The 23,298-nt window shown below is 57.7% G+C and carries 18 protein-coding genes; 12 read left to right on the top strand and 6 right to left on the bottom strand.

All coding sequences use genetic code 11. From position 1 onward, the window contains the following. Positions 1–7: 7 nt before the first annotated feature. Complete coding sequence (locus AC3ISI_RS12865; protein WP_489337297.1) at positions 8–1,099, bottom strand: polyamine ABC transporter substrate-binding protein; 1,092 nt, start codon at positions 1,097–1,099, stop codon at positions 8–10. A gap of 101 nt (positions 1,100–1,200) precedes the next feature. Between AC3ISI_RS12865 and AC3ISI_RS12860 the strand changes: the two genes are divergently transcribed. Together AC3ISI_RS12860 and AC3ISI_RS12855 are read left to right on the top strand one after the other, a co-directional pair. After that, entirely contained in the window at positions 1,201–2,100 is a 900-nt protein-coding gene (locus tag AC3ISI_RS12860) for a LysR family transcriptional regulator (RefSeq protein ID WP_489337296.1), read from the top strand. Between the two features lie 98 nt (positions 2,101–2,198). Beyond that, positions 2,199–3,674 carry a nucleobase:cation symporter-2 family protein gene (locus AC3ISI_RS12855; RefSeq protein ID WP_489337295.1) on the top strand — a complete coding sequence of 492 codons (1,476 nt, stop codon included), beginning with the start codon at positions 2,199–2,201 and terminating at the stop codon, positions 3,672–3,674. A gap of 129 nt (positions 3,675–3,803) precedes the next feature. Here AC3ISI_RS12855 and AC3ISI_RS12850 read toward each other — a convergent pair whose 3' ends face one another. Beyond that, a complete protein-coding gene (locus AC3ISI_RS12850; protein WP_489337294.1) occupies positions 3,804–4,727 on the bottom strand; it encodes a carbon-nitrogen hydrolase family protein in 924 nt (307 codons plus the stop codon). A gap of 84 nt (positions 4,728–4,811) precedes the next feature. On the opposite strand from AC3ISI_RS12850, the gene AC3ISI_RS12845 reads away from it, so the two are divergent. After that, the gene (locus AC3ISI_RS12845) at positions 4,812–5,720 is read left to right on the top strand and encodes a LysR family transcriptional regulator (RefSeq protein ID WP_489337293.1); all 909 of its coding nucleotides are present in this window, start codon (positions 4,812–4,814) and stop codon (positions 5,718–5,720) included. 9 nt (positions 5,721–5,729) lie between these two features. Here the strand turns inward: AC3ISI_RS12845 and AC3ISI_RS12840 are convergent, their stop codons facing one another. Then, positions 5,730–5,984: a hypothetical protein gene (locus AC3ISI_RS12840; RefSeq protein ID WP_223520609.1), complete on the bottom strand. Its 255-nt coding sequence runs from the start codon at positions 5,982–5,984 to the stop codon at positions 5,730–5,732. A 165-nt stretch (positions 5,985–6,149) separates the two neighbouring features. On the opposite strand from AC3ISI_RS12840, the gene AC3ISI_RS12835 reads away from it, so the two are divergent. After that, entirely contained in the window at positions 6,150–6,467 is a 318-nt protein-coding gene (locus tag AC3ISI_RS12835; RefSeq protein WP_489337292.1) for an ElaB/YgaM/YqjD family protein, read from the top strand. A gap of 89 nt (positions 6,468–6,556) precedes the next feature. Here AC3ISI_RS12835 and AC3ISI_RS12830 read toward each other — a convergent pair whose 3' ends face one another. After that, entirely contained in the window at positions 6,557–7,594 is a 1,038-nt protein-coding gene (locus AC3ISI_RS12830; RefSeq protein ID WP_489337291.1) for an Ldh family oxidoreductase, read from the bottom strand. Between the two features lie 226 nt (positions 7,595–7,820). Here AC3ISI_RS12830 and AC3ISI_RS12825 point away from each other — a divergent pair, with 226 nt between their 5' ends. From AC3ISI_RS12825 to AC3ISI_RS12815, 3 genes are all read left to right on the top strand, one after another. Further along, on the top strand, positions 7,821–12,674 hold the full coding sequence (locus tag AC3ISI_RS12825) for a dermonecrotic toxin domain-containing protein (protein ID WP_489337290.1): 4,854 nt from the start codon (positions 7,821–7,823) through the stop codon (positions 12,672–12,674). Positions 12,675–12,768: 94 nt separating this feature from the next. Further along, complete coding sequence (locus tag AC3ISI_RS12820; RefSeq protein WP_489337289.1) at positions 12,769–13,770, top strand: FecR family protein; 1,002 nt, start codon at positions 12,769–12,771, stop codon at positions 13,768–13,770. A 491-nt stretch (positions 13,771–14,261) separates the two neighbouring features. After that, entirely contained in the window at positions 14,262–14,663 is a 402-nt protein-coding gene (locus AC3ISI_RS12815; RefSeq protein WP_489337288.1) for a fe2+ zn2+ uptake regulation protein, read from the top strand. Here AC3ISI_RS12815 and AC3ISI_RS12810 read toward each other — a convergent pair. Then, positions 14,653–14,841: a hypothetical protein gene (locus AC3ISI_RS12810; protein WP_489337287.1), complete on the bottom strand. Its 189-nt coding sequence runs from the start codon at positions 14,839–14,841 to the stop codon at positions 14,653–14,655. The two genes, AC3ISI_RS12815 and AC3ISI_RS12810, sit on opposite strands and share 11 nt — an antisense overlap. Positions 14,842–15,284: 443 nt before the next feature. Between AC3ISI_RS12810 and AC3ISI_RS12805 the strand changes: the two genes are divergently transcribed. Genes AC3ISI_RS12805 through AC3ISI_RS12785 form a run of 5 tightly spaced genes read left to right on the top strand, consistent with a single transcriptional unit; the run spans position 15,285 to position 22,372 of the window. Next, the gene (locus AC3ISI_RS12805) at positions 15,285–16,526 is read left to right on the top strand and encodes an MFS transporter (RefSeq protein WP_489337286.1); all 1,242 of its coding nucleotides are present in this window, start codon (positions 15,285–15,287) and stop codon (positions 16,524–16,526) included. A 21-nt stretch (positions 16,527–16,547) separates the two neighbouring features. Continuing rightward, positions 16,548–17,678 (top strand): LuxE/PaaK family acyltransferase, encoded by a 1,131-nt coding sequence (locus AC3ISI_RS12800; RefSeq protein ID WP_489337285.1) that lies wholly within the window; start codon positions 16,548–16,550, stop codon positions 17,676–17,678. Between the two features lies 1 nt (position 17,679). After that, on the top strand, positions 17,680–20,094 hold the full coding sequence (locus AC3ISI_RS12795; protein WP_489337284.1) for an aldehyde dehydrogenase family protein: 2,415 nt from the start codon (positions 17,680–17,682) through the stop codon (positions 20,092–20,094). Positions 20,095–20,147: 53 nt separating this feature from the next. Further along, positions 20,148–21,437: a phenylacetate--CoA ligase family protein gene (locus AC3ISI_RS12790; RefSeq protein WP_489337283.1), complete on the top strand. Its 1,290-nt coding sequence runs from the start codon at positions 20,148–20,150 to the stop codon at positions 21,435–21,437. Beyond that, the gene (locus AC3ISI_RS12785; protein ID WP_489337282.1) at positions 21,437–22,372 is read left to right on the top strand and encodes a GNAT family N-acetyltransferase; all 936 of its coding nucleotides are present in this window, start codon (positions 21,437–21,439) and stop codon (positions 22,370–22,372) included. Before AC3ISI_RS12790 ends, AC3ISI_RS12785 begins: the two co-directional genes overlap by 1 nt. Here AC3ISI_RS12785 and AC3ISI_RS12780 read toward each other — a convergent pair. Further along, on the bottom strand, positions 22,361–23,287 hold the full coding sequence (locus tag AC3ISI_RS12780; RefSeq protein ID WP_489337281.1) for a LysR family transcriptional regulator: 927 nt from the start codon (positions 23,285–23,287) through the stop codon (positions 22,361–22,363). The genes AC3ISI_RS12785 and AC3ISI_RS12780 overlap by 12 nt on opposite strands. Positions 23,288–23,298 lie beyond the last annotated feature (11 nt).

Below are 23,298 nucleotides of genomic sequence, written 5' to 3'. Positions count from 1 at the left end.
TTTTTAATTATTGGCGGCTACGGAACGTGGTCCACAGGCGAGTGCGCGAACGCAGGTCCTTGAGGCTCATGCTTTGGTCGGCGTACAGGCGTGCGCGCATCTCGGGCAGCGGAAAAATGTCCGGATCGGTGCGCACGGCTTCATCCACCAGCGGGGTCGCCGCCTGGTTGGCCGTGGCGAAAAACAGCGTGTTGGTCAGCGCCGCCACGGATTCAGGGCGCAGCATGAATTCGATAAAGGCCCGGGCTTCTTCGGGGTGCGGAGCGTCCTTGGGAATCGCCAGGTTGTCCTGCCAGACCAGCGTGCCCTCCTTCGGAATCCGGTACGCCACCTCAAACGGCTTGTTGGCCTTGCGTGCCTGATCGGCGGCCATGCTGGCGTCACCGTTGTAGGTCAGCGCCAGACAGACGCTGCCATTGGCCAAATCACTGATCTGCCGCCCGGTGGCGACATACAACACATTCGGCTGCAACTGATGCAACAACGCCTCGGCGGCTGTCAGATCAGCCTTGTCAGTGCTGTAGGGATCTTTACCCAGATAGTGCAGCGCCAGGCCGATGACTTCTTGCGGCGAATCGAGAATCGCGATGCCACAGTCTTTCAACTTGCTGGCGTATTCTGGCTTGAACAGCAGGTCGAGGCTGTTGAGTGGCACTTTCGGCAGACGTTTCTGCACCGCTTCGACGTTCATCCCCAAACCCAGCGTGCCCCAGGTATACGGCACGCCATAGCGATTGCCGGGATCGACGGCGGCCAGTTTTTCAAGCAGGTCCGGGTCGAGGTTGGCGTAGCCCTTGAGCCCTTCGTGGGGGATTTCCTTCAGCGCACCCGCCGCCAGACCACGGGCGAGCACGCTGGACGACGGCACCACCACGTCGTAGCCACTGCCGCCAGTCAGCAGTTTGGTTTCCAGCACTTCCGAAGAATCGAACGTGTCGTAGCGCACGTGAATCCCGGTTTCCTTTTCGAACGCCTGCAAGGTTTCAGGCGCCACGTAGTCGGACCAACTGTAGAGGTTGACGGTCTTTTCCTGCGCCTGAGCCGACACAGCCATGGCGAGTAATAACGCGGGGAAACACAGCTTGAACATGGGAGCCATGACGAACACCTGACCAGAGGAAGTGGTGGCAGCATGCGCGCTCGGATACATTGGCAAAATATCAAGTTTATTAACCTGACTTTATGGCGGAGTAATGTTTGATGCTCAGGCAACTTCACGATCTGGATTTGCAACTGCTGCGCCTGTTCGTCAACGTGGTCGAGTGTGGCGGTTTCAGCGCCGCCCAAGGCGAGCTGGGCTTGAGCCAGTCGAGCATCAGCCAACAAATGGCCAAGCTCGAAACGCGCCTCGGCTATCGCTTGTGCAGTCGCGGCAAGGGCGGGTTCAAGATCACGCCCAAAGGCGAACAGCTGTTGACCGCGACGCGCGGGCTGTTTGAGTCCATCGAAGCGTTTCGTCATCAATCCAACGGCGTGGCGGGCAGATTGATTGGCGAAGTGCGCCTGGGGCTGTCCGAAGCCCTTGATCAATCGGTGCTGCAACGGGTGGCGGACGCGATACGGCGCTTTCGTGAGCGGGACGAATCGGTGCGTATCGAACTGATCAGTGCCATGCCCGGCGAAATGGAACGTTTACTGCTGCAACAACGGCTGGACCTGGCCATCGGCTATTTCTCCCAGGTGCAAAGCGCGTTTGACTATCGCGAGCTGTTCACCGAAACCCAGCACTTGTATTGCGCTCCCGGGCATGCGCTGTTTACCGATGACGCGCCGAACGACGAAGCGCTGCAAGCCTGCGACCGGGTCGATCATCCCTACCGGTTTCTGCGCACCGACGAACCGTTTCAAGGAAAACTGTGTTCGGCGCGCTCCGAGCAAGTCGAAGGCACCCTCGCGTTCATTCTGTCCGGTAAGCATGTCGGCTACTTGCCCAATCACTTTGCGCGCAGCTGGGAAGACAAGGGGTTGTTGCGTGCCGTGCGTCAGGGCGAGATGAGTTTTGAGGTCGCGTTCCATCTGGCGCGACATCGCGCTCAGGTGCCAGGGGATGCGCAGAAGGCGTTTGAGCAGGATTTGCTCGCCGCATTCAGAAAAACCTGACCTTTCAGGCAGTTTTGATTCGTTGCCCTCAGTGCCCGCTGCTGGCATCCTGCGCCTCCATTTTCTGACCCGTCCCGCCTTTGGGCTCGCAATCAACCATGACCGCCTCTGAAAAAGCCCTCGCTGCGCGCAATAACGACCTGATTTACGGCCTCAACGACCGCCCACACCTGACAGCCACCGTTTTTGCCGCGCTGCAACACGTGTTGGCAAGTTTTGTCGGCATCATCACGCCGACCCTGATCATGGGCGGCGCTCTTGGTCTGCACAGCGAAATACCGTACCTGATCAGCATGGCGCTGTTCGTGTCGGGCCTGGGCACCTTTGTTCAAGCCCGACGGTTTGGCCCGGTCGGCTCTGGCTTGCTGTGTCTGCAAGGCACCAGCTTCTCGTTCATCAGTGTGATTCTCAGCGCCGGGTTCATGGTCAAGGCACGGGGCGGTGGCACCGATGAAATCCTCTCGACGATTTTTGGCGTGTGCTTTTTTGCGGCATTTATTGAAGTGGCGCTGAGCCAGTTCATCGGCAGACTGCGGATGCTGATCACGCCGGTGGTCACCGGCACCATCATCACCTTGATGGGCTTGTCGCTGATCAAAGTGGCCATGACCGACATCGCCGGTGGCTTCGGCGCGGCGGACCTCGGTGCAGCCAGTCATTTGGCGCTGGCGGCCTTGGTACTCGGCACTATTGTGCTGTTGAACCGGGTCGATGTGCCGTTTCTGCGCCTCGGCGCGATCGTGATCGGCCTGACCCTGGGCTACGTCGTGGCCTGGCTGTTGGGCGACGTCGATTTCGCCAGCCTGCCCGACGTACCGCTGATGAGCGTGCCGGTGCCGTTCAAGTACGGCTTCAACTTCGACTGGGTCGCGTTTGTGCCGATCGCGGTGATTTTCCTCGTGTCGCCGCTGGAAGCCGCCGGTGACCTGACCGCCAATTCCATGATTTCGCGGCAACCGGTCAAAGGCCCGATCTACATCCGCCGGATCAAATCCGGCCTGCTCGCCGATGGCCTTAACTCCGCCATGGCCGCCGTGTTCAACAGCATGCCGATGGTCACGTTTGCGCAGAATAACGGCGTGATCCAGCTCACTGGTGTGGCCAGTCGCTACGTGGCGTTCTTCATCGCCGGTTTGCTGGTGCTGCTGGGGTTGTTCCCAATGATCGGCGCGGTGCTGCAACTGATGCCAAAACCCGTGCTCGGCGGCGCCGAACTGGTGATGTTCGGCACGGTGGCGGTGGCCGGGATCAAGATTCTCGCCGAAGCAGGCCTGCATCGACGCAACATGCTGATTGTGGCAATTTCCCTCGGCATGGGCCTGGGTGTGGCGGCAGTGCCCGAGGTGTTGCGCGAGTTGCCGATGGCACTGCACAACATTTTTGAATCGCCGATTACCGTCGGGGCGTTGTGCGCTATCGTGCTCAATATCTTCCTGCCCGAGGAGTTCATCGAACTGGAAGAAGACGATTTCGATCCGGAAGCCTCGATCCTTCAGGTCATGGAAAACCCTGATGTGCCGACCAAGGCTGAACCCGCAATGCCTGGGGCGGTCGCACAGGTGAACCGCTCTTAAAGGACACACATTAAGTGTGATCACCGCATACCCCTTGTGGGAGTGAGCCTGCTCGCGATAGCGGTGGATCAGTCGACAAAAATGTTGCATGACTAACCGCTATCGCGAGCAGGCTCACTCCCACATTGGTTAGGCGATGAAGCGGACGCCGGGTTTTGGTCGTTCATCAACGCAGAGCTCAAACACATCCGGCCGCGCGTAGTGCCCAACCACGTCGTAGTCATATCGGGCGCGAATCAGATCGTCCGTGTCGATTTCAGCCGTCAGTAACCCAGGTCCATCGCGCAACGGTCCCGCCAGTACATCGCCCATCGGCCCGACAATCACACTACCGCCAGCGATCAGCGGCCGGTCCGCCGGCCAGTTCGCAATCTCCACACCCAAGGCTTGCGGTGAGTCCTGGACCTGACAGGCGCTGACCACAAAGCAACGTCCTTCATGGGCGATGTGACGCATGCTGACCTGCCACATTTCGCGCTCGTCCACCGTCGGCGCGCACCACACCTCAATGCCTTTGGCGTACATCGCAGTGCGCAGCAGCGGCATCATGTTCTCCCAGCAAATCACCGCGCCGAGTCGTCCGACCTGGCTGTCGATGACCGGTAACGTCGAGCCATCGCCTTTGCCCCAGATCAGCCTTTCGGTGCCGGTGGGCATCAACTTGCGGTGTTTGGCGATCAGTCCCGCCTGCGGATCGAAATACAGCGCCGTGCAATGCAGCGTACTGCCCGCGCGTTCAATCACGCCGACCACCAGATTGGCCCCGGTACGCGCCGACAACCCGGCCAGGGCTTCAGTCTCGGGGCCGGGCACGTCAATGGCGTTGGCGAAGTACCGGGCGAACGCTTCACGCCCCTCCGGCAGTCGATAACCCAGTTGCGTGCCGAACCCCTCGCCCTTGGGGTAACCGCCGAGCAACGCTTCGGGCATCACCACCAATTGCGCCCCGGATTCGGTTACGGCGTTTTCCCAGGCAAGAATCTGCTCCAGGGTATCGGCCTTGCCGCCGGGCAAGGCGCCGATTTGCAGTGCGGCAACGATTGACGTGGGCATCGCAGTAACTCCAGTGGCATCAGGTATTGCTCATTCTCCGACGCCACGGGATCATGAATAAAGCCCGATTCACTGCTGAATGATATGAACGCCATGAATATCGCTACCGTCGACCTCAACCTGCTCAAAGTCTTCGAAGCCCTGCATGAAGAGTCCAGCGCCAGCCGTGCGGCCTTGCGCCTGGGCGTGACGCAATCGGCGGTCAGTGCCGCGCTGCGCAGGCTGCGCGAGGTGTATGGCGATCAGTTGTTTGTGCGCACCGGCCGTGGACTGGCACCGACGCTCAAAGCCAACCAATTGAAACCGGTGGTCAGCGATGCGCTTAACAAATGCCGCCAAAGTCTGGCGATGGTCGATCCGGCGGCCCATCAGTACGACGGCCGCTCAGTGTCGGTGGGGATGTCGGATGATTTCGAGATCGCCTATGGCCGTCGACTGATCGAAGACATCGCCCGGACAGCACCGAAACTGCGGCTGATTTTCCGGCAAACCCACAGCCAGATCGTCGCCCATGCCCTGATGGAGCGCAGCATCGACCTGGCGATCACCGCCGGCGGATTTGCCGAGCGATTGCTCAGTCGTCAGGTGTTGGGAGAAGGCGGGTATTTGTGCCTGGTGGACCGCGCCAGCCTGACCGAAAGGCAACAGGTCATCAGCCTTGAAGAGTTCGTCGCTCGCGAGCACATTTTGGTGTCGTCCGGCGGTTTTATCGGCATCACTGATGAAGGATTAGCGGCGCTGGGGCTGAGTCGTCGGGTATGTGCGTCGACCACACATTTTGCCGCGTTACCGCACTTACTCAAGGGCAGTCAGGCGGTGGCGACCATTCCGGCGCATGCGGCGCAAAGCATTGCGGCGCTCAGTGGGCTGGCGCTGCTGCCCTGCCCTTTGGCCTTGCCGCGATACCCGATCGAACTGGGCTGGCGCACCAGCACCCAGCTCGACCCGGTCGTATTGAAAGTGCGCGAAGCGATTGTCGCCTGTTTTGCCTGAAAGCAGGACTTACTTGCTGGCAGCCATGAGACGGTTGACTTCACTGCGCACCATGTTGGCGAATTCCGGCGGTGACATCGCGTCGAGCTCGGCACGGACCCATTCAGCCCACTTGCCTTTGCGCTTGGCGCGCTCACCGAACAAGCGCGCGGCCTCGCCCTTGGATTTGCCCAGGTTGCTTTGCCAGAGGTCGAACAGACGGGACTTTTCATCTTCAAGCGCAGCGCGCTCGGCGAGGGGTTTGTCGGCCAGATTGAAGCTCATGGGAATTTCCTGCTGCGTAAAATAGGCGACATCTTACACTGTAGGACGAAATGTCCGACTCAGGAATTTTTCACCCCTCGGGGTCAACACGAAAATTCGCTGCAACTTTTTCGCCAGCGCTAGACTCCATTGTTCACTGCCCAATTACCTGAAAGGAGTACCTCAATGGCTCGCAAAACTGCTGCACAAGTCGCCGAAGACCAAATCAAGGAACTGGCGTTCAGCGAGCTGGCAACGCTGATCGAAGAGTCGGAAAAACTGCTGACCCGCAGTGCAGAACTGGTCGGTGAGGAAGCAGAGACCCTGCGCGAGCAAATCGCCCTGAAACTCCAGCAGGCAAGGGATTCAGTCAGCAGTGTGCGCGACCGCACCAAACCCGCCTTCGATGCCACCGAAACCTACATTGGTGGGCATCCATGGCAAACCGTGGCCATCTCTGCAGGATTTGGCCTGGTGGTGGGGTTGTTGTTGGGACGGCGTTAAACAGTACTTTTGTCTCACCCGCCTTACTCTGTTTTGTAGCAGCCGGACGCAGGCTGCGCCAGCTGCTACAGGATTGTGTCGTTTGCTGATTACTGCGCGAGTGCTCGCAGGTTCGCCAATGTCTCGGCGTCGAGCGTAATGCCTTGAGCACCGGACTTGGCCCGTTCCTTATGGCGCCGATCACCCGGCAGGCGCTTGAGCCCCACGCCGTGCATCTGCCGAACCAGTTCCTGACTGCGCTCGGCAAAATTCTGCCCGGCCGACTTGCTCGGGTCGATCACGATCAACAGTTGACCGGTCCAGGGCGTCTTGGCCCCTGGGTGGTTAGACCAATCGAACTCAAAGGAAAAATTGCCGCCGGTCAGCGCTGCCGCCAACAGTTCCACCATCATCGACAAGGCCGAACCTTTGTGCCCGCCAAATGGCAGCAAGGCGCCACCTTCGAGAATCGCTTTCGGGTCCTGTGTCGGCTGGCCAAGGCTGTCCACGCCCATGCCTGCCGGCAAGCGCTCGCCCTTGCGTGCTGCGATCTGCACATCGCCATGGGCAATGGCGCTGGTGGCCAGGTCGAAGACTATCGGTTCACCTCCAGCCCGAGGGGCAGCGAATGCGATCGGGTTAGTGCCGAACAATGGACGATCGGCACCGTGCGGCACCACGCAGGTCATGCTGTTGACCACGCTCAACGCCACCAGCCCTTCATAAGCAAACGGTTCGACGTCTGGCCACAAGGCGGCGAAATGGTGTGAGTTGCGAATCGCCAGCACCGCAATGCCGGCGCTGCGAACCTTTTCCACCAACAGGGCGCGTGCCGCCGCCAGGGCCGGCTGGGCGAATCCATTGCAGGCATCAACCCGGACAAACCCCGAGGCGACGTCTTCCACCACCGGCACGGCCTGGCCATTGACCCAGCCGCTGTTCAGCGTCGAGACATAACCGGGAATACGGAACACACCGTGGCTGTGAGCACCGTCGCGCTCAGCACCAGCACAATTCAGGGCCAGCGTCCGGGCGACCTCGGTAGAAGTGCCATGACGCAGGAAAATCTGTTCGAGCAATTGAACGAGCGCGTCGAAATCGAGCGTTTGGGTGTTCGAACTGCCGGCCATCTCGGGCGATGCGGTCATCTGAAGCTCCAGTTTTATTATTGAGTACGGGCAACAGGGTGAAACAAGGTTGCAAGGCAACCCAAAAAGGTCGCCGATTAAGCGCTGCTCTACCGTCGTCCTGTCAAGCCTCAACCAACGAATCGACTCAAGCAATATGTACCGCACTTTAGCCTTCCAGCGGCCGTACTGTTTTTCCTCGACTTAACGACTGCGGTCAACCGATCACAGCACATCGAGGACAACCATGACTGTTCCCCCAATCCCGTATTTTTTCGACGAGGCACAACGCGCCGCCGGTGCCCGCGAACCCGGTGACCGCGAAAAAGCGCTGGGCTTCACGCTTGACGACCTGAAATGGATGAAGAACGTTTATCTGGCGACTGATAGAGCCCGTACCACGCAAAAAGACCCCATGCATGTTTCGCAGCTGTTGCTGAGCAGGCCAGGCACAAACGATGTTCCACTGGCCGGCACGTTCGCCATGAGCCGCCCCATGGATGGAGAGGTCACGCTCTACACGCCTTGGAAAGGCCTGACCAAGTTCGCGGACATGCACGACCTCAAAAGCAAGCTCAAGGAGTGGCTGGCGGCGGACGCCGGCAAGCGTGAACTGTTGCGTTTTCTCTCGATCGAACAGCGCTGTGCTTTAGCCGACGCCACGACACCCGACATTTCCACAAAAGCAATCGAAGGCGCGGTCTTCCAGAACCAGCAGCTCACCCTTGAAAGCAACCAGACGCAGAACATCCAGTCGATGATGGCCGAACTGCTCAAAATGCCGACATTGCAATCGATGCTGAACGACACGCTGAAAAACGCCCTGCACAAGCCGTTTCCGGGCCTCGACCAGCGCCTTACACGACTCAAGAGTTTTGTCAGGTCAATTTCAGTCTTTGACGGCGACGACTACCAGCACACGATTTCCTCGCTTCCTCTGGGCGATGCCCTTCTCCACTTTTATCTGACCAATCAGTGGCCCGCAGGCGACTCCAGAGTCTTTTCCAATCCTGGGCATAGCGTGAGCAGCGATGCGGATAACCTGGCCTGGGAAGGTGCCGTTAAAGAGATCGCCCAAAGCTTCACACCCCACTTGCACAATCAGCTCGATATGTTCTGGAACACCGCCATGAGCAATGGCTTGTCACGCCGGGAGTTTTTCACCGAGGGCTTGCGCGATACGTTTCACCTGAAGCTTTTACTCCAGCGCCAGGAAGGCGTCCTATCAACGCAAGAATATATGCGGCTGATGAATGTCAGTCTCGCCCCCAATGACGCCGCGCAGTGCATCGAAAAAGTGCGGGTCACTGCACCCTTCAAGCATTTTGCCGAGCTGGCCTCAGCCTTGATGATCGGAGGCGCCGACACGCTGGGATTTTTGTACACCCCGTCCAGAGGCATCGAAGCGACTGACGACCTGTCAGCCGTCAAAGAAATCGTGCTGCAGATGATGAAAAGCGAAGGGCATGAAGACACGCTGCTCAACTTCATGTCACTGGATGAACGCGCCAACTTTTTAGCCTTGCAGCCGGAGGAACGTTTGATTGAAGGCCGCCCCATCACAGGCCCGGTATTTGAAGCAGTCCTGGCTGACATCCTTGACAAGCAACGGGACAACCTTAGCCATGCTTTGAGCCGTTACCGTGAAAGCGAAGGCACTCTGTCCGCCCATGCCTTGCTTGATAATGCGCTGGATGTCCGTGGACTGCTCGACGAGAGGCTACTGTCCACCGATGCCGCAGGCCGCTGGAGTACAAGGGTCGACCAGCGCAAGAGCGGGCAACCGGCGACCGTGCGAGCGGAGTCAGCCAAAAAGGAATTGGCACTGCTCGACTCGGTTGAACAGGCGCTAGATCAACGGAAAAAACAACACCCGGCCATTCCCGCGGGCCTCACCACCTTCGAGCAGTTACAAAGCCTCGTCAGTTCATCCGTGGATAACCTGCAATCAAGCTTTACCCATACCCTGTCAACCGCATTGCGCAGTGAGTTGAAGCTGCGCTCGGTCACACGCACCCTGGACTCGACGGCACAGGCAATTATCAAAACCGTGCTCGATAGCCCGATACACCTGCAGCGAGCCGCCTTGAACGGTTTTCTACCGGACGTATTTGCCTTGGCATTGAAGGCCGCGGGCGCGGCAGCCCCGTTGCAGGTGGCCAGTTGTTTTGTGCTGACTGAGCGAGGCGGCCTGGACCCCGAGCACTCGGGCAAGACGATTTTGTGGACGCCTGCATCGGGATTTGAAGCCTTCGTGTCACTGTCACGATTACAGGCGGTGCTGGATCATCGCCTCAAGCATGACGTTCTGCGTTTAACCCTTCTGGAGAACCTTGGCCGTAGCGAGCGTTTGCCTGGTAGAAGTTATGCGCTGGCACCCCTGCAACGGATACACGGGAATTTTTTCGATCGTCTTCAAAAACCCAATGTCCATCTTGACCAGGCATGCATCACCCGCGCGCTGGCGACGCCGTCCTCCCCCGCGCTACGGGCGGACCTTCTGAATCTGGTGTCATTACGGTCCCCGCAGACGGGCTTACGCACTGCAACGGACATTGCCCAGTCCCTGACGACTCAGGAAACACTGCCAGCATGGCTGACCAAGGCGTCCATTAAAGATCTGGTGCTTCATGGCGAACTGCTTCAGCAATACCTCAACAACGTCAATGACGACCAGGATTACCTGACTGGCCTGCAGTCATTGGCGCGCACGGCTCACCTCGAACTTGAAAAACAACTCAAGGCAGACGACTTCAACATCGACTCGGACAAGGTTCTGATCCAGATCAGCGCACGCCCGACGTCGCCGGCCCGGACTCAAACCCTCACCGACTTTGCATTGACGCCTTTCAAGGACCTGGATCAGGCCCGATTTACACTGCAATCACTTGATAACAGCGTGATTTCCCAAGAAATGGACGAACGCTACGTCAAAGACCTGATACGAAACCTGAAACCGGGCGAGCACCAACAGAAAATACTGAGCGAAGCCCTTGCAGACATCCCCGCCAACGCACATCGCAGAACGCGGTTTTATAGACAACTGCCCTGGCAACTGATGCATTACGCCCACACCGAAAAGCTGCAGGAACGCCTGAGCGAAACGGGATTTGATCTGATCCGGCAAATCATGGACATGCCCGACGCTATCGCCCGTGCGGCAGTCGACGGCGCCCACGCCATCATTCGCCCGCTTGAGTTCCTGGGGGTCAAGAACGCACAGACGATCAAAGTTCCGGGTGTCTACCTGATTGGTTCAAATACAGATAGCGCAGCTCCGCAAGTCCTGCTTGCGCCGCACAGCCCGCATCACGGGATCAAGGAATATGAAAACGAAGCGCAACTGCTGACAGAGTTGAAAGCGCGGGGACCATTGCTCGACTGGATACTCACCCACCTGCCGCAGCCCGACCGGACACTGCTGGAATACCGGATGGCTATCCCTCTTAACCGAGCTGGCAGAGCAACAACAACGCCTTCCAACAACCACGTCAGCGACGTCACACTGGCGTCCAATCCGATCAAGGGACACCTGTTCAGTCAGTTGTTCAATGACAACGCCGCGCTGTTGGGCCGATTGCTGGGTTGTCAGTCCGACGACAAAAAACACAGTGAATGGACAATCATCAAGCATGTGTTGAGCGAAGACCTGCACCAGGCGTATTCATTTTTCATGGGTAAACTCGCCTACCCTATTACTGTGTGGCGCAGTTACCGCCACATCAAGCAATCCGCCGAGGACCTTCAGACGCATAAATGGGGGCCCGCGCTAAAAGAATTCATTAACGGTATTGCTCAGCTCGCTACGCTACGGAGATTGCCAGGGGGGCAAACACCGGTGACTTTGACGCCACAAGTTGTTGTGCCGCAGCCCCCCACCCACCGATTCAACTGGCATGACGTCGACGTCACCGCTCCCGAACGCACAGAGCTAAGCCGCCATGAAAGCATCGATGTCGATCTAGGATCGCTGACATCAGACTCGACGCTGGGGCTCTATACCCACACCAAAACCAGGAAACACTACGCAGCAGTTGAAGGAAAAGTGTATCCGGTCAACCAGCACGGCACCCTCTGGCGCATTGCAGGCACCAAAAACCGCGGCCCTGTGCTGCGCCAAAACCTGGCGAAACAATGGGTCCTGAACCGTGGAACGCCAGGGCCCCACTTCAGCCTCGTCAATCGATTGGATACCGCATTGGCTGTGTGGGGAGGCATGAACATCGATGCCAGTGGCATGCCACGGATCCGTCGACTGTTTCCGCACAGGGCCCTCCTGATCGACGAAGCGCTGGACCAGGCAACCACCTACGCCTGGAACAGTTTCCGAAACCTGCAATTGCTCAAGACTTCCGACGGCACGAACACCCCGGTGCATCAGCTCATCGCCGACTTCATGGGCGTATCGCAAGTACTGCCCGCGCATGTCGAACATCTTGAAAAAGTCGTGACAGAGATTTTTACAGCCTTGCTGGACCCAACGCTCAGAAAGTCCGATTCCGATCGTTTTGTGGTCGGCAGGGTGATTGCGGGCGCGGAGCAAACATTCGCCTTTATCATTCCCAAGGATGCGAAGAAAAAAATTCACCTGGCCGATAAATTCTTTGCGCCCAACTTCGAGCACTACCGCCAACACCTGAGCGACGCGCAATTCCCTATCGGAGCCCATAGCAGAGCGATGACGATTATTCATGAGCTTGGACACATCGCTTGTAAAGCCGAAGACATTACCTACCTCGACCCCGGTCGCCCATTCGCCGATCTATTTGAAACGTCCAACCCGGTTGCCAATGCCCTCAAAAACGAGTTGACGGCGGTACAAAGCACCGCACTGTCGCTCAAGACACCCTATACCCGGCTGTTCATGGTTGAGGACCCTGATACTGGAGAATGGCAGGAATTGGGTCATTCCATTCATGAGGACACTGAACGAGTGAAAGATCATGTTTTGGAGTTGACTGGCGCAGAAAACCTGAGCGGGGCCCGTCACACCTTCAAGAAAGACCCGCTGATCAGGCTGAAAGTACAGCTGGGTAACTCCGACAGCATCGCTTGGCTCATCGGTCATCTGGGACGAAAACTCCACGCCAGTACACCCTGACCTCAAAAAAAACAAATTTGATGGTTAATGGCCATGATGGCAGTTCTCGCAGGCTTCCCCGCAAGGTTAGAATGCCGAAAATCAGGATGAGTCAATGACCGACAACTCTCTATCGCCAGCCGAATATGACGCTATCACCGATGCCGCAGCGCATTGGTGCATGCGTCTGCATGCTGTCGACTGCACCGCCGAAGAACGGGTCCTCTTCGAACAATGGCGGGACGCTCATCCGCTGCATGCATTCGAATATGAAGCCATGCTGGAGATTTGGGAGGTCGCAGGGGCGCTACCACGTCCCGAAGCAATTGAGCCTGTTAGACGTTTGAAATCGGCTAAGTCCTGGCGCAGTGTCGGCATTGCCGCCGCCGTTTGCGCGGTGGTGTTGCCGCTCGCGGCTTTGAGCGGCTGGAACATGGGCTGGCTGCCGAATTCGTACCAGCACTTTGAAGCCAACGACACTGTCCGCCAGGTCACCCTGAGCGATGGCAGTCAGGTAGAACTCAATCTTGGCAGTGAGCTGACGTTCAGCAATTACAAGGATCAGCGTCGGCTGACGCTGAAAAAAGGCGAAGCGTTCTTCAGTGTCAGCCATGACACGACTCACCCGTTTATCGTCAGGGCCGCAGACGGCAGGATTCGCGTCACTGGGACCCAATTCAATGTCTGGATGTACGAAGATCAGGTTCGCGTGAACCTGATCGAAGGCTCTGTGCTGGTCACCAGCAATGACGACCTTCCCGGCGATGGCTTACGTCTCGGTCCAGCCATGCAGGCGCGTTTCAAGCAAGGCGACTTCACACCACAAATCGGTCAGACCTATGCCAACGACAATTCGCTGGCCTGGCGCAGTGGCAAACTGGTGCTCGATAACCTGTCACTCACCGATGCCTTGCCGTTGATCAATCGTTACCTGAGCAAACCGGTGATGGTGGCCGATCACAGCACCGGCCAGATCCGCCTCGGCGGTATCTACAACATCAAGGAGCTCAACAGCCTGGTGGCTTCCCTGCCCAAGGTGCTGCCGGTTTACCTGACCCGCAACAAAGACGGTAATCCGGTGCTCAATTCAATTCCGACCCAAACGCCTAAAAGCTGAAGGCCGCCTCCCTGGCGGGGTGCGGCCTTCATGTCGGGTCCAGGTGTCTTGCCTGTTAATGCGCTACTACCTTCCCGGCTTTTTCCTCCGGCTCGTAAATCGTCTGCACCTGATACTGCGGATCTGACGTAGTTTTGCCGTCTGTTCTGGGTACGCTTTGGTTGCAGGCGCGACGCGCCCACCTGGAAGGTGTTGGCCGCAAGAGTCAGCCCCACTATCAAACCTGCAAGGCTTAACCTGGTTAGCTGCCTGGAAATAATCACGTTCGCTCCTGATCGAAAAGACAAACACCCTGCCCTTTCTCTGAAACGAAACAAAAGACAAAAATTTAGACCTGCAAAGACACTCCAGATGGCCTTCATCACATGCCACTCACATGCCGTCGACAAATTTTCTACATTCAGGCCTTCATTATTTGTCGTGCTTGTTCGTCTTAATGATTTGACTGCACCCATTACATATTCTGGCTGGCTCGGGAAAGGAGTTATTGCATGTACAACTCGCAACTACCAACGGACGGTAGCGACGCGCCATCAGGTCCTGCCTTGGGCTCCGAAATTTTCGATCAGCACGGCGAGCGCAACGGCAATGAGCGCATCCGATTGCTGCTCAAAAGCTTTGGCCTGCGAACCAGTCTGGTTCGCCTGAAAGTCATTGACGCCTTGCTGGTCGCCGCCGAAAGCGAACGCAGCCTTGGCGTGCGCGGCGTGCACAGCCAGTTGCTGGACCTGGATATACCCTTGTCCTTTCTCAGCGTACGGGAAGTGTTGAAACGTTTGTGCAGCGAAGGCGTAATCACGCTCAATCCAGACAAAAGCTACAGCCTGCATCCACACGCTGTAGCCATGCTCCATCGCGAGCCGTCAGCTCAAGGGACGTCGCTCAAGGCTTGACCTTGCGACGCATCATGCCGTTGATCACCACCACAATCACCGCCACACCGATGGCGAGGTACTGAAACAGCTTCTCGCTGATCACACCTTCATTTTGCAGATACGAAAGGCCGAACATGATCCCCAGCACCACCAGGGAGATCAGAATCGAGTATTTCAAACGTTGCGATTGAGTCATTAGAAGTTCCTGAACCTATAAAAGAATCCGCTGTGTATCCGAATGCATGCCGCCCTCCTACCGTTGGGCGGGGATCGCGCGCTGTAAACGTGGGCTCATGTTACCGCCGATGAAGAGATTTGGCTTCATCGTGGCGTTAACCGTGAGGATTTTGAAAGGTTTCGTTATGTCACCCCGCTGATTCCCCTGCTTGCCCTCCTGGTGCTCTTAACGTCTACGCGTAAGAAGACCCATAATTTCTAAACAAATGCCCGCCCTGTTGCGGGCATTTTTCGTACCGGCTCAATTGCTTGTTCCATTCCTGTCTCTGCACTTCGAAACATAGCGAAAATTATTGAAGCTTTGAGTCTCAATCGATCAATGGAGCTATAACTCGTTGATGAATACTCTTACCGCACCCCAACCATTTCGTTACTTAACCTCGCGCAAAAAACAGGGATGTCATGGACAAGCCTTTAATAAATATCAGCCCACCTCATTTGCTTGGCTTTTGCCTCGCAATAACAGCATTTGAACTACTGACTTATATGGCCAGTGACATGATCATGCCGGCAATGTTATCCGTCACTCATGAACTGAATGCCAGTGCACAGCATGTTCCTTTTGCCTTCAATCTGTATTTGGCGGGGGGCGTACTTTTGCAATGGCTTATCGGACCACTCTCCGATCACTTAGGCCGCCGCAAGTTGTTACTCATTGGTTGTGCGATATTTGCCGTGGCCTGTAGCGCCGCGTTCAGTGTGCAAAGCATTTATTCGTTCAACGGATTACGTCTGATTCAGGGCATGGGGCTGGGGTTTGTGATTGCCGTCAGCTATCCGGCCTTGCAAGAAGTGTTCTGCGAAGCCGACGCGGTAAAAATCATGGCGCTGCTGGGGAACGTTGCACTGCTCTCTCCCCTTCTTGGGCCGTTGCTAGGCAGCCTGCTGCTGGAGTGGCTGAGCTGGCGGGAGCTGTTTTTACTGCTGGGTATCGGCGGCTTGGTGGTCTGGGCAGGGCTTTACATGTTCATGCCGGAAACCGTGGGGACGTTGCGCCAGGACGGTCAGCGCCTGATGGCTGTTACGTTTGAATGGCGCGGCACCGTACGCCGTTACACCGCGTTGCTCACCAACCCTCGCTTCCTGAGCGCCACAGTCGCTCTGGGTGTGATGAGCCTTCCATTGATTGCCTGGATCGGGCTGGCGCCACTGTTGCTAATGCAAAACCTGGGGGGTTCCCCGCTTGAGTACGGCCTGTGGCAGTTACCGGTATTTGCCGCCGTCATTGTTGGCAATCTGATACTCAACCGATTGATCGCCAACACTGAGCTGCCACAACTGATTCGATACGCGCTCTGGCCGTTATGCAGTGGGCTTATCGGGTTGGTCACCCTCAGTGTCTGCGGTGCTTCGACGCCTTTGCTGATCGCTTGCCTTGGGCTTTACGCCGTCGGCCTTGGCATGAGCAATGCCGCGCTGTATCGCCTTGCGTTGTTTACCAGCGATGACAGCAAGGGGCTGGTCTCGGCCACGATAGGCATGATCTCGATCGTTGTCATGGGGGGCGGCGGCTCGATTCTCGCGGCAGCCGGCGCCGGTAATAGCCACGAATCCTTCTCCCTGATGGCGGGTACCGCAGGGCTCATGTGCCTCCTTCCCCTGGGTTTTTTTCTGCGACGCAAGCCTGTCGCGCTTGCTGTCTGATTCCTGAGCAGAGGTCCTTTGATGATCCACTTACCCCACACTGATGCGCTTTGCGCGTTAACGACACCCTATTGCCCGGATTCGGTGCCTGACGGTCTGTTCGATCGGGCGATGCGCGAAATCAGCCTGTTCCATTTTCAGCACACGCCGGGCTATGAACGCTGGCTGCATGCCAACGGACTGGATGCCAAGGCGCTGGAGTCGATGGATGACTGGTCAAGACTGCCGCCGATTTTCGCCAACTATTTCAAACGCCGTTTATTGTCGAGTCCTTCGGGCGATGGCGCTCTGGAACTGACATCGTCCGGCACCAGCGGTCAGAAAAGTCGCATGCGCTATGACGCCCGCAGCATGGCCGCAGCCCAAGGCATGGTCAGCCACATTTTCCGACACTACGGCTGGGACACCCCCAACAGCCCCTGCAACTACTTGCTATTGAGCTATGAACCCGAAGCAGCCATTAGCCTGGGGACCGCCTACACCGATCAGTTTCTGTGTAGCTATGCGCCGGTCAACCGAGTCGCCTACGGATTGCGCCTGACCGGCAAAGGGCACGCGTTCGACCTGTTCGGGGTTGTCCGCGCCTTGCAGGAATTCGCCGAAGAAGATTTGCCCGTGCGCATTCTTGGGTTTCCAGCATTCCTGTCCCAGGCATTGCAGCACATGGACGACACGGGCCTCGCGGACCTCAAGCTGCCGGCCGATTCATTGGTGTTTCTCGGAGGCGGCTGGAAAACCCTGGCGGCACAGGAGATTCCTCTGTCGAAGTTGTATCAACGCATCAACCGTCAATTAGGTATCGCGCTGTCCCGCTGCCGGGATGGCTATGGTGCCGTGGAGCACGCAGTGCCTTACATCCAGTGTGCTCACCAGCACTTCCATGTGCCGATTTATTCGAAGGTTTTCGTGCGCAATCCCGCCGATTTCAGTGTCCAGCGCTACGGCCAGCGTGGCTTGCTGGAATTCGTCTCCCCGTACATTTCTTCAAGCCCAGCGCATGCCGTGGTGATGGGTGACCTGGCGACGCTGCACCCCGGCGCAACCTGTGGGTGTGGCCTGACGACCGACTGGTTTGAACTGCATGGACGCGCCGGAACCACTGCCAGCCGAAGCTGCGCGATGGCCGCGTCCGAACTGATTGGAGGGGCATGACATGAACTTGATCAATGGCCAACTGCACACCGATGTCAACCTTGAGACAACCCTTGAAGGGCTGCACCAACAACTGCCCAGGCTGCTGAATGCGCCGATCGACAGCGATACCGTGATCGAAACCGCCGCGCGATTTGCTGAGCAATTGCAGGCAAACCAACTCGATCTACCCCTCGACGATGAACAACGCCAAGGGCTTATCGACTTTTGCCAGCGCAGTACCCTCAGCACCAAGCTTGAGCGAGAACTGGGTGTACAACCCCGCTCGCTACGGCGTATCGACTACCAGCAAGCTAGCTTTGAAAGCTGGCACCCGCTGGGACTGGTGGTGCATGTGACGCCCAGCAATGCACCGCTGTTGGCGTTCTGCGCGGTCGTTGAAAGCCTGTTGGCCGGCAACATCAACTGGCTTCGTCCCAGCTCCAGCGATGAAGGATTGACCGCACGATTACTCGCGGCTCTGGTGCAGTGCGACACCAGCGAGACGCTGGCAGATTTCATTGCAGTGCTGCCTGTCACCACAGCGCAGATCCCTCAACTCTGCGCTCGCGCTGATGGCGTATCGGCCTGGGGCGGCGAGCAGGCGCTGAAAGCCATTCGTCAGCACATCCCGGCCGGGTGTCGCTGGATCGATTGGGGCCACAAAATCAGTTTCGCTTACCTGTCGCCGGATGCGGCCACTGCATCAACGCTGGATACATTGGTGGATGAGGTTTGCAGTCTGGATCAACAAGCCTGCTCAAGTCCGCAATGGTTGCTGGTCGACAGTGACGATCCGGCGGTTATGCAGGACTTGGGTGAACGTCTCGCCGAGTCGTTCAAACGCCGCGCCAACCAATGGCCGGCGCTGGTACCGACTGATCAGGAAGCGTCGGAAATCACCACCCGCAGCGCCATGGCCCGACTGGAACATTGCTTTGCGAACCAGGTCGGCCAGGTCTGGACCGGCGCCGGATGGAGAATTATCTGGGAACACCATCAAGCGCTGGCACCGTCTCCGCTGTTTCGTACGCTGCTGCTCAAACCCGTACCACAGCACCAGATCGCCCAGACATTACTGCCGTGGCGTAACGTGCTGCAAAGCTGCGCGTTAATCTGTTCGGCGACACAAACGCCGCTGCTGGTTCGCACGCTGGTCAACGCGGGAGTCACGCGCATTGCGCCCTGCGGGTCTATGCATGACGGCTACGCCGGTGAACCGCATGACGGTGTCTACGCGTTGGCGCGCCTGAGTCGCCGCCTCTCGGTGAGTTTGGCACCCAATGCGGTGACTGGCCGGGCAACACTCGACGCGCTACCCGCCGCACCTGATACACAGCAAGTGTCGATCATGGACAAAAACGCGTTCATGACCCAACCCCTCAGTGCCGCGGCACAGCTTTATTTTCGTTCGGGTGGAAGCAGCGGCACACCGGCGCTGGCAGGGTTCAGCTATCGCGACTTCCAGCGGCAGATGCGAGCGGCGGCCGACGGCCTGTTCGCCGCCGGCCTCGACCCTTCGACAGACCGGGTGATGAACCTGTTTTACGGCGGCGGCTTGTACGGCGGGTTTTCCAGTTTTACCAAGGTTCTTGAGCAGATGGGTGTGACCCATTTCCCGATGGGGGCACCGCCGAATGACGACTTCAGCGAAATAGCGCAAATGATCGCCGACCACCGCGTCACGGTGCTGATCGGCATGCCGAGTACCTTGCACCGCCTGTTCTTTAGCGAGCAGGACCGTCTTCGCACCTACGGCGGCATTCACAAAGTGTTCCTCGGTGGCGAACATCCGGCACAGGCCAGCCTGCGCCTGATGGAAAACTGTGGTGTGTCGCAGATTCGCTCGGCGATTTATGGTTCGGTGGACGCCGGCCCTCTTGGACATGCCTGCACAGCGACGGCCAATGGGGTGTTTCATTTGATGTGCGATACCCAGCATCTGGAAATCGTGAACATGGAACAGGATGTACCGGTTCAGGCTGATGAGGACGGTCGTTTGCTGTTCACTTCCCGGGCACGGCAAGGCCAGGACGTGCGCCGGTATGAGGTTGGCGACACCGGTCGATGGATACCCGGCCCCTGCCCTTGTGGACTCGACTCACCGCGATTCGAGTTGCGGCAACGCCACGGCAAGCTGCTGCGGGTAGGCACTCAATTCATTTCACCGCTGGCGCTGCAAGACAGTGTCGGCAGGCCGATTCAAATGATCCTGGATCATGCGCCGGATGGCATGGAGCGGCTGCAGGTTTTAGTGAATGCAAACGCTGGCAACGTCCACCAATCCCTATTGGCTGATAAGGCACTGTCGAACGCGGTGAGCGATCGCTTTTTAACGGTGGAAGTTCACGAGTGTGCGGAATCGGATTTCACAAAAAATACACACAGCGGCAAAACCCCCTTGGTTATTGATCACCGAGTACATATAGACCGCTAATGAGTTACACCTCATCTTTAACCATCGAAACGCCTGATAAAAAAGAGAACCCTGTGAATACAATTTATTCGCTTGAACAACTCGTGCCTTATATAAGGCAACACTCAAACTTCTACCGCACACACCTGCAACACTTACCGGCAACAGGAGTTACCTTAAAAGATCTACCGCTGACCAACGCGGTTGAATATTGGACAGACAGTAACGACTTGAATCATTGGCTGGTACTGACGGGAAAAATCGATGACGGTCTGGTATTTAAAACCGGCGGATCGACCAGCCACGGAAAACTGAGTGTTTATACGTCCAATGAATGGCTCACACTGGTGAGCACCTTCGGCGACAGCGTTACTTCTCAATTGGAGAACGGTGACCGGGTCGCCAATCTGTTTTTTTCCGGCGATCTTTACGCCAGCTATGTGTTCGTCCATGACTCACTGGCGCACGTCAAAAAGTCCATCTGTGAGTTCCCGTTCACAGGCAGTGTCGACTTGGACGTGTTGGCCGATGCGGTGGATCAGCATCGGATCAACGTGCTGGTCGGCGTACCGGCACAGTTGTTGCGATTCGCCGCCTACCTGCGCCAGCATCAGCGCGTGCTGTTAGAGGTTGAAACGTTGCTGTACGGCGGCGAAAGCCTGTTCCCCGCGCAAATAGCCATGCTCAAGACGGTGTTGCCCAATGCGCGCATTGCTTCCATCGGCTACGCCAGTGTCGATGCCGGCCTGATCGGCGCCAGCAGTCGTGATTGCGCCTTGGGTGAGCACCGGGTGTTTGAACCACACACCTTGCTGGAAATTGTCGATGAACTCACCGGGGACGTCATAGACGACTGTGATCGCACCGGATTACTGGTGGTCACCAACCTGACTCGCCGGCTCATGCCGCTGCTGCGTTATCCGGTGGGCGACCGAGCTTGCTGGCGTGAGCCGACTACTACGCCGATGCGCAAATTCGCACTCAAGGGACGCAGCGCCCACAGCCAGCGGGTCCGCGTAGGTTCGCTGTCGTTGCTGGTCGATGAAATCCTGCTGATCGTGCAGCGCCTCGCTCACAGCGATCAATGGCAGTTGTTGATCGAGCAGGAAGGACACAAAGACATCGTGAGTGTGAAGTGGGTGCCTGACACGCCATCGACCGCCACCGCCCCCGTCTGCCGCGCGTTGCATGAGGCTCTGGCCCTGCACTATCCCGGCATTGGGCAACTGAATCGGGAGGGGCTGCTGGAGTTGCGCGTGTTGTCCTGCGCGGTCACCGATTTGCAACTTCACCCGCGATCCGGCAAGCAGATGCGCGTCCAGGACTTGCGTGTGTATGACACACCTTCAGCGGAGCGTGCGTGATGTCGAACCTTGTTTATCGTCGCTACCAACCCAGTGATGCACACGCCGTGAGCCAGTTGTTTCGTGTGGTCTATGGGGATCATTACGTTCAACCGGATGTTTATCTGCCGAACATGATCAGCCAGCACAATGCCGACGGCCGCTGGACATCGATGCTGGCAGTAGACGGCCAACGGGTTCTGGGGCATGCCGCGTTATGCAACGACGCGCTGACGGATACCACGGAACTGGCCCTCAGCGTGGTCCATCCCGCCGCACAAAGGCAAAATATCGCGACGCACCTGAGTCGGGAATTACTGATGCAGGCGGGGTCGCCGGGGCTCAACAGTGTCTTGATCAAACAGGTCACCCATCACCCCTACACGCAACGCATGGCTCAAAGCATTGGCTTCCATAGCACCGGACTGCTCCCCGATTACGTACCGTCGCCTTTCGCCGAGCTGCTACCGGAAACCATCGTGATCGGTTGTTATATGGCCCAAGGGAACTCGCGCGCGCTACCTGACATTCAGTGGCCCGAGAGTTGCCGCAGGTTGATGCAGCGCTTGAGCGCTGTGTTCGGGACTTCTCGGCGCGCGCCATCACCAGCCTCGATACCGTTGCATATCAGGCAACACCATCAGCGCTATGCCATCGCCATTCACCGCTTGAGCGACCGACTGCTGGACCAGCTCTCGGGTTTGCCCCGCTATTGGCTTATCTCAGTCAAACTCGCGTTGTCACGTCACTTTGCCGAAGACCTGCACCGTATGACGAAGCGCGGTTTCATCTTCACCGGCTTGATGCCCGCGCCCAGCCACCATGGATGGTTCGCCCTGTTTCATCGTGGGGCGCAACCGCGCCACCTCAACCTGCATTGCCCTGACATGCAACAGTTGCACGATGACTTGCAGCGTAATGTCAGGGCACTGGACAGCACGTGTTCAGCCGCTTGAATCCTTTCTGTAAACGTTAAGACCCGGCTGCGCACAAAGCTCCACCAGCCAGTCGACAAACACCCTCACCCGCCGGGACAACTGGCGGTGAGGAGGATACAGCGCCGTCAGCGGCATCACCGGTGGCGGCACCTTTGCCAGCACTTCACACAAACGGCCTTCGTCGAGTTGGCGGGCAACGTGGTAGTACGGGGTCTGAATCAGTCCATACCCCGCCTCACAGGCCGCCAGGTAACCGTCGGCGCTGTTGACCGCGACCTGTTTGGGCAAATCCATGAGTTGAACCTCGTCATTGACCATGAATTCGAGCCCGTAACGCTTACCGGTGCTGCCGGAGAAATATTCCACCATTCGATGCCCCGCAAGGTCAGCCAGACATTGAGGTGTTCCGTGGCGTTGCAAGTAGTCAGGGCTGGCACACGTGACCTGATCCAGCCTGACCAATGGCCGTGCCACCAATGAATCATCCAGCGCCAGGCCACCGCGCAGCACGCAATCGACGCCTTCGCGGATCAGGTCGACGGGGCGGTCATTCAAGCCGATTTCCAGCTCGATCAATGGGTAACGGCGGGTGAATTGCGGCAGCGCCGGAATCACGATCAGACGCCCGATCCCTGCCGGCATGTCCACGCGCAGCAGGCCTTTAGGGTTGTGTCGCGCGGCGGAAAACACCGCTTCGGCTTCCTCAAGATCCGCCAGTAACCGCACACAACGGGGGTAATAGGCCGCGCCGTCGAGGGTCAGGCTGAGCTGTCGCGTGGTGCGTTGCAGCAGTTGCACCCCAAGGTGCACTTCAAGCTGCTTGATCAGCGTGGTGACCGACGCTCGAGGCATTTGCAGGCTGTCTGCCGCTTTGGCAAATCCGCCGAGTTCAACGATTCGGGTAAACACGCGCATGGCGTTGAAACGGTCCATTGCGAAGGCGT

Source organism: Pseudomonas sp. GL_139_B (assembly GCF_057834475.1).
Note: the sequence above shows the minus strand (reverse complement) of the source record. Positions and strands in the feature narration are given on the sequence as shown.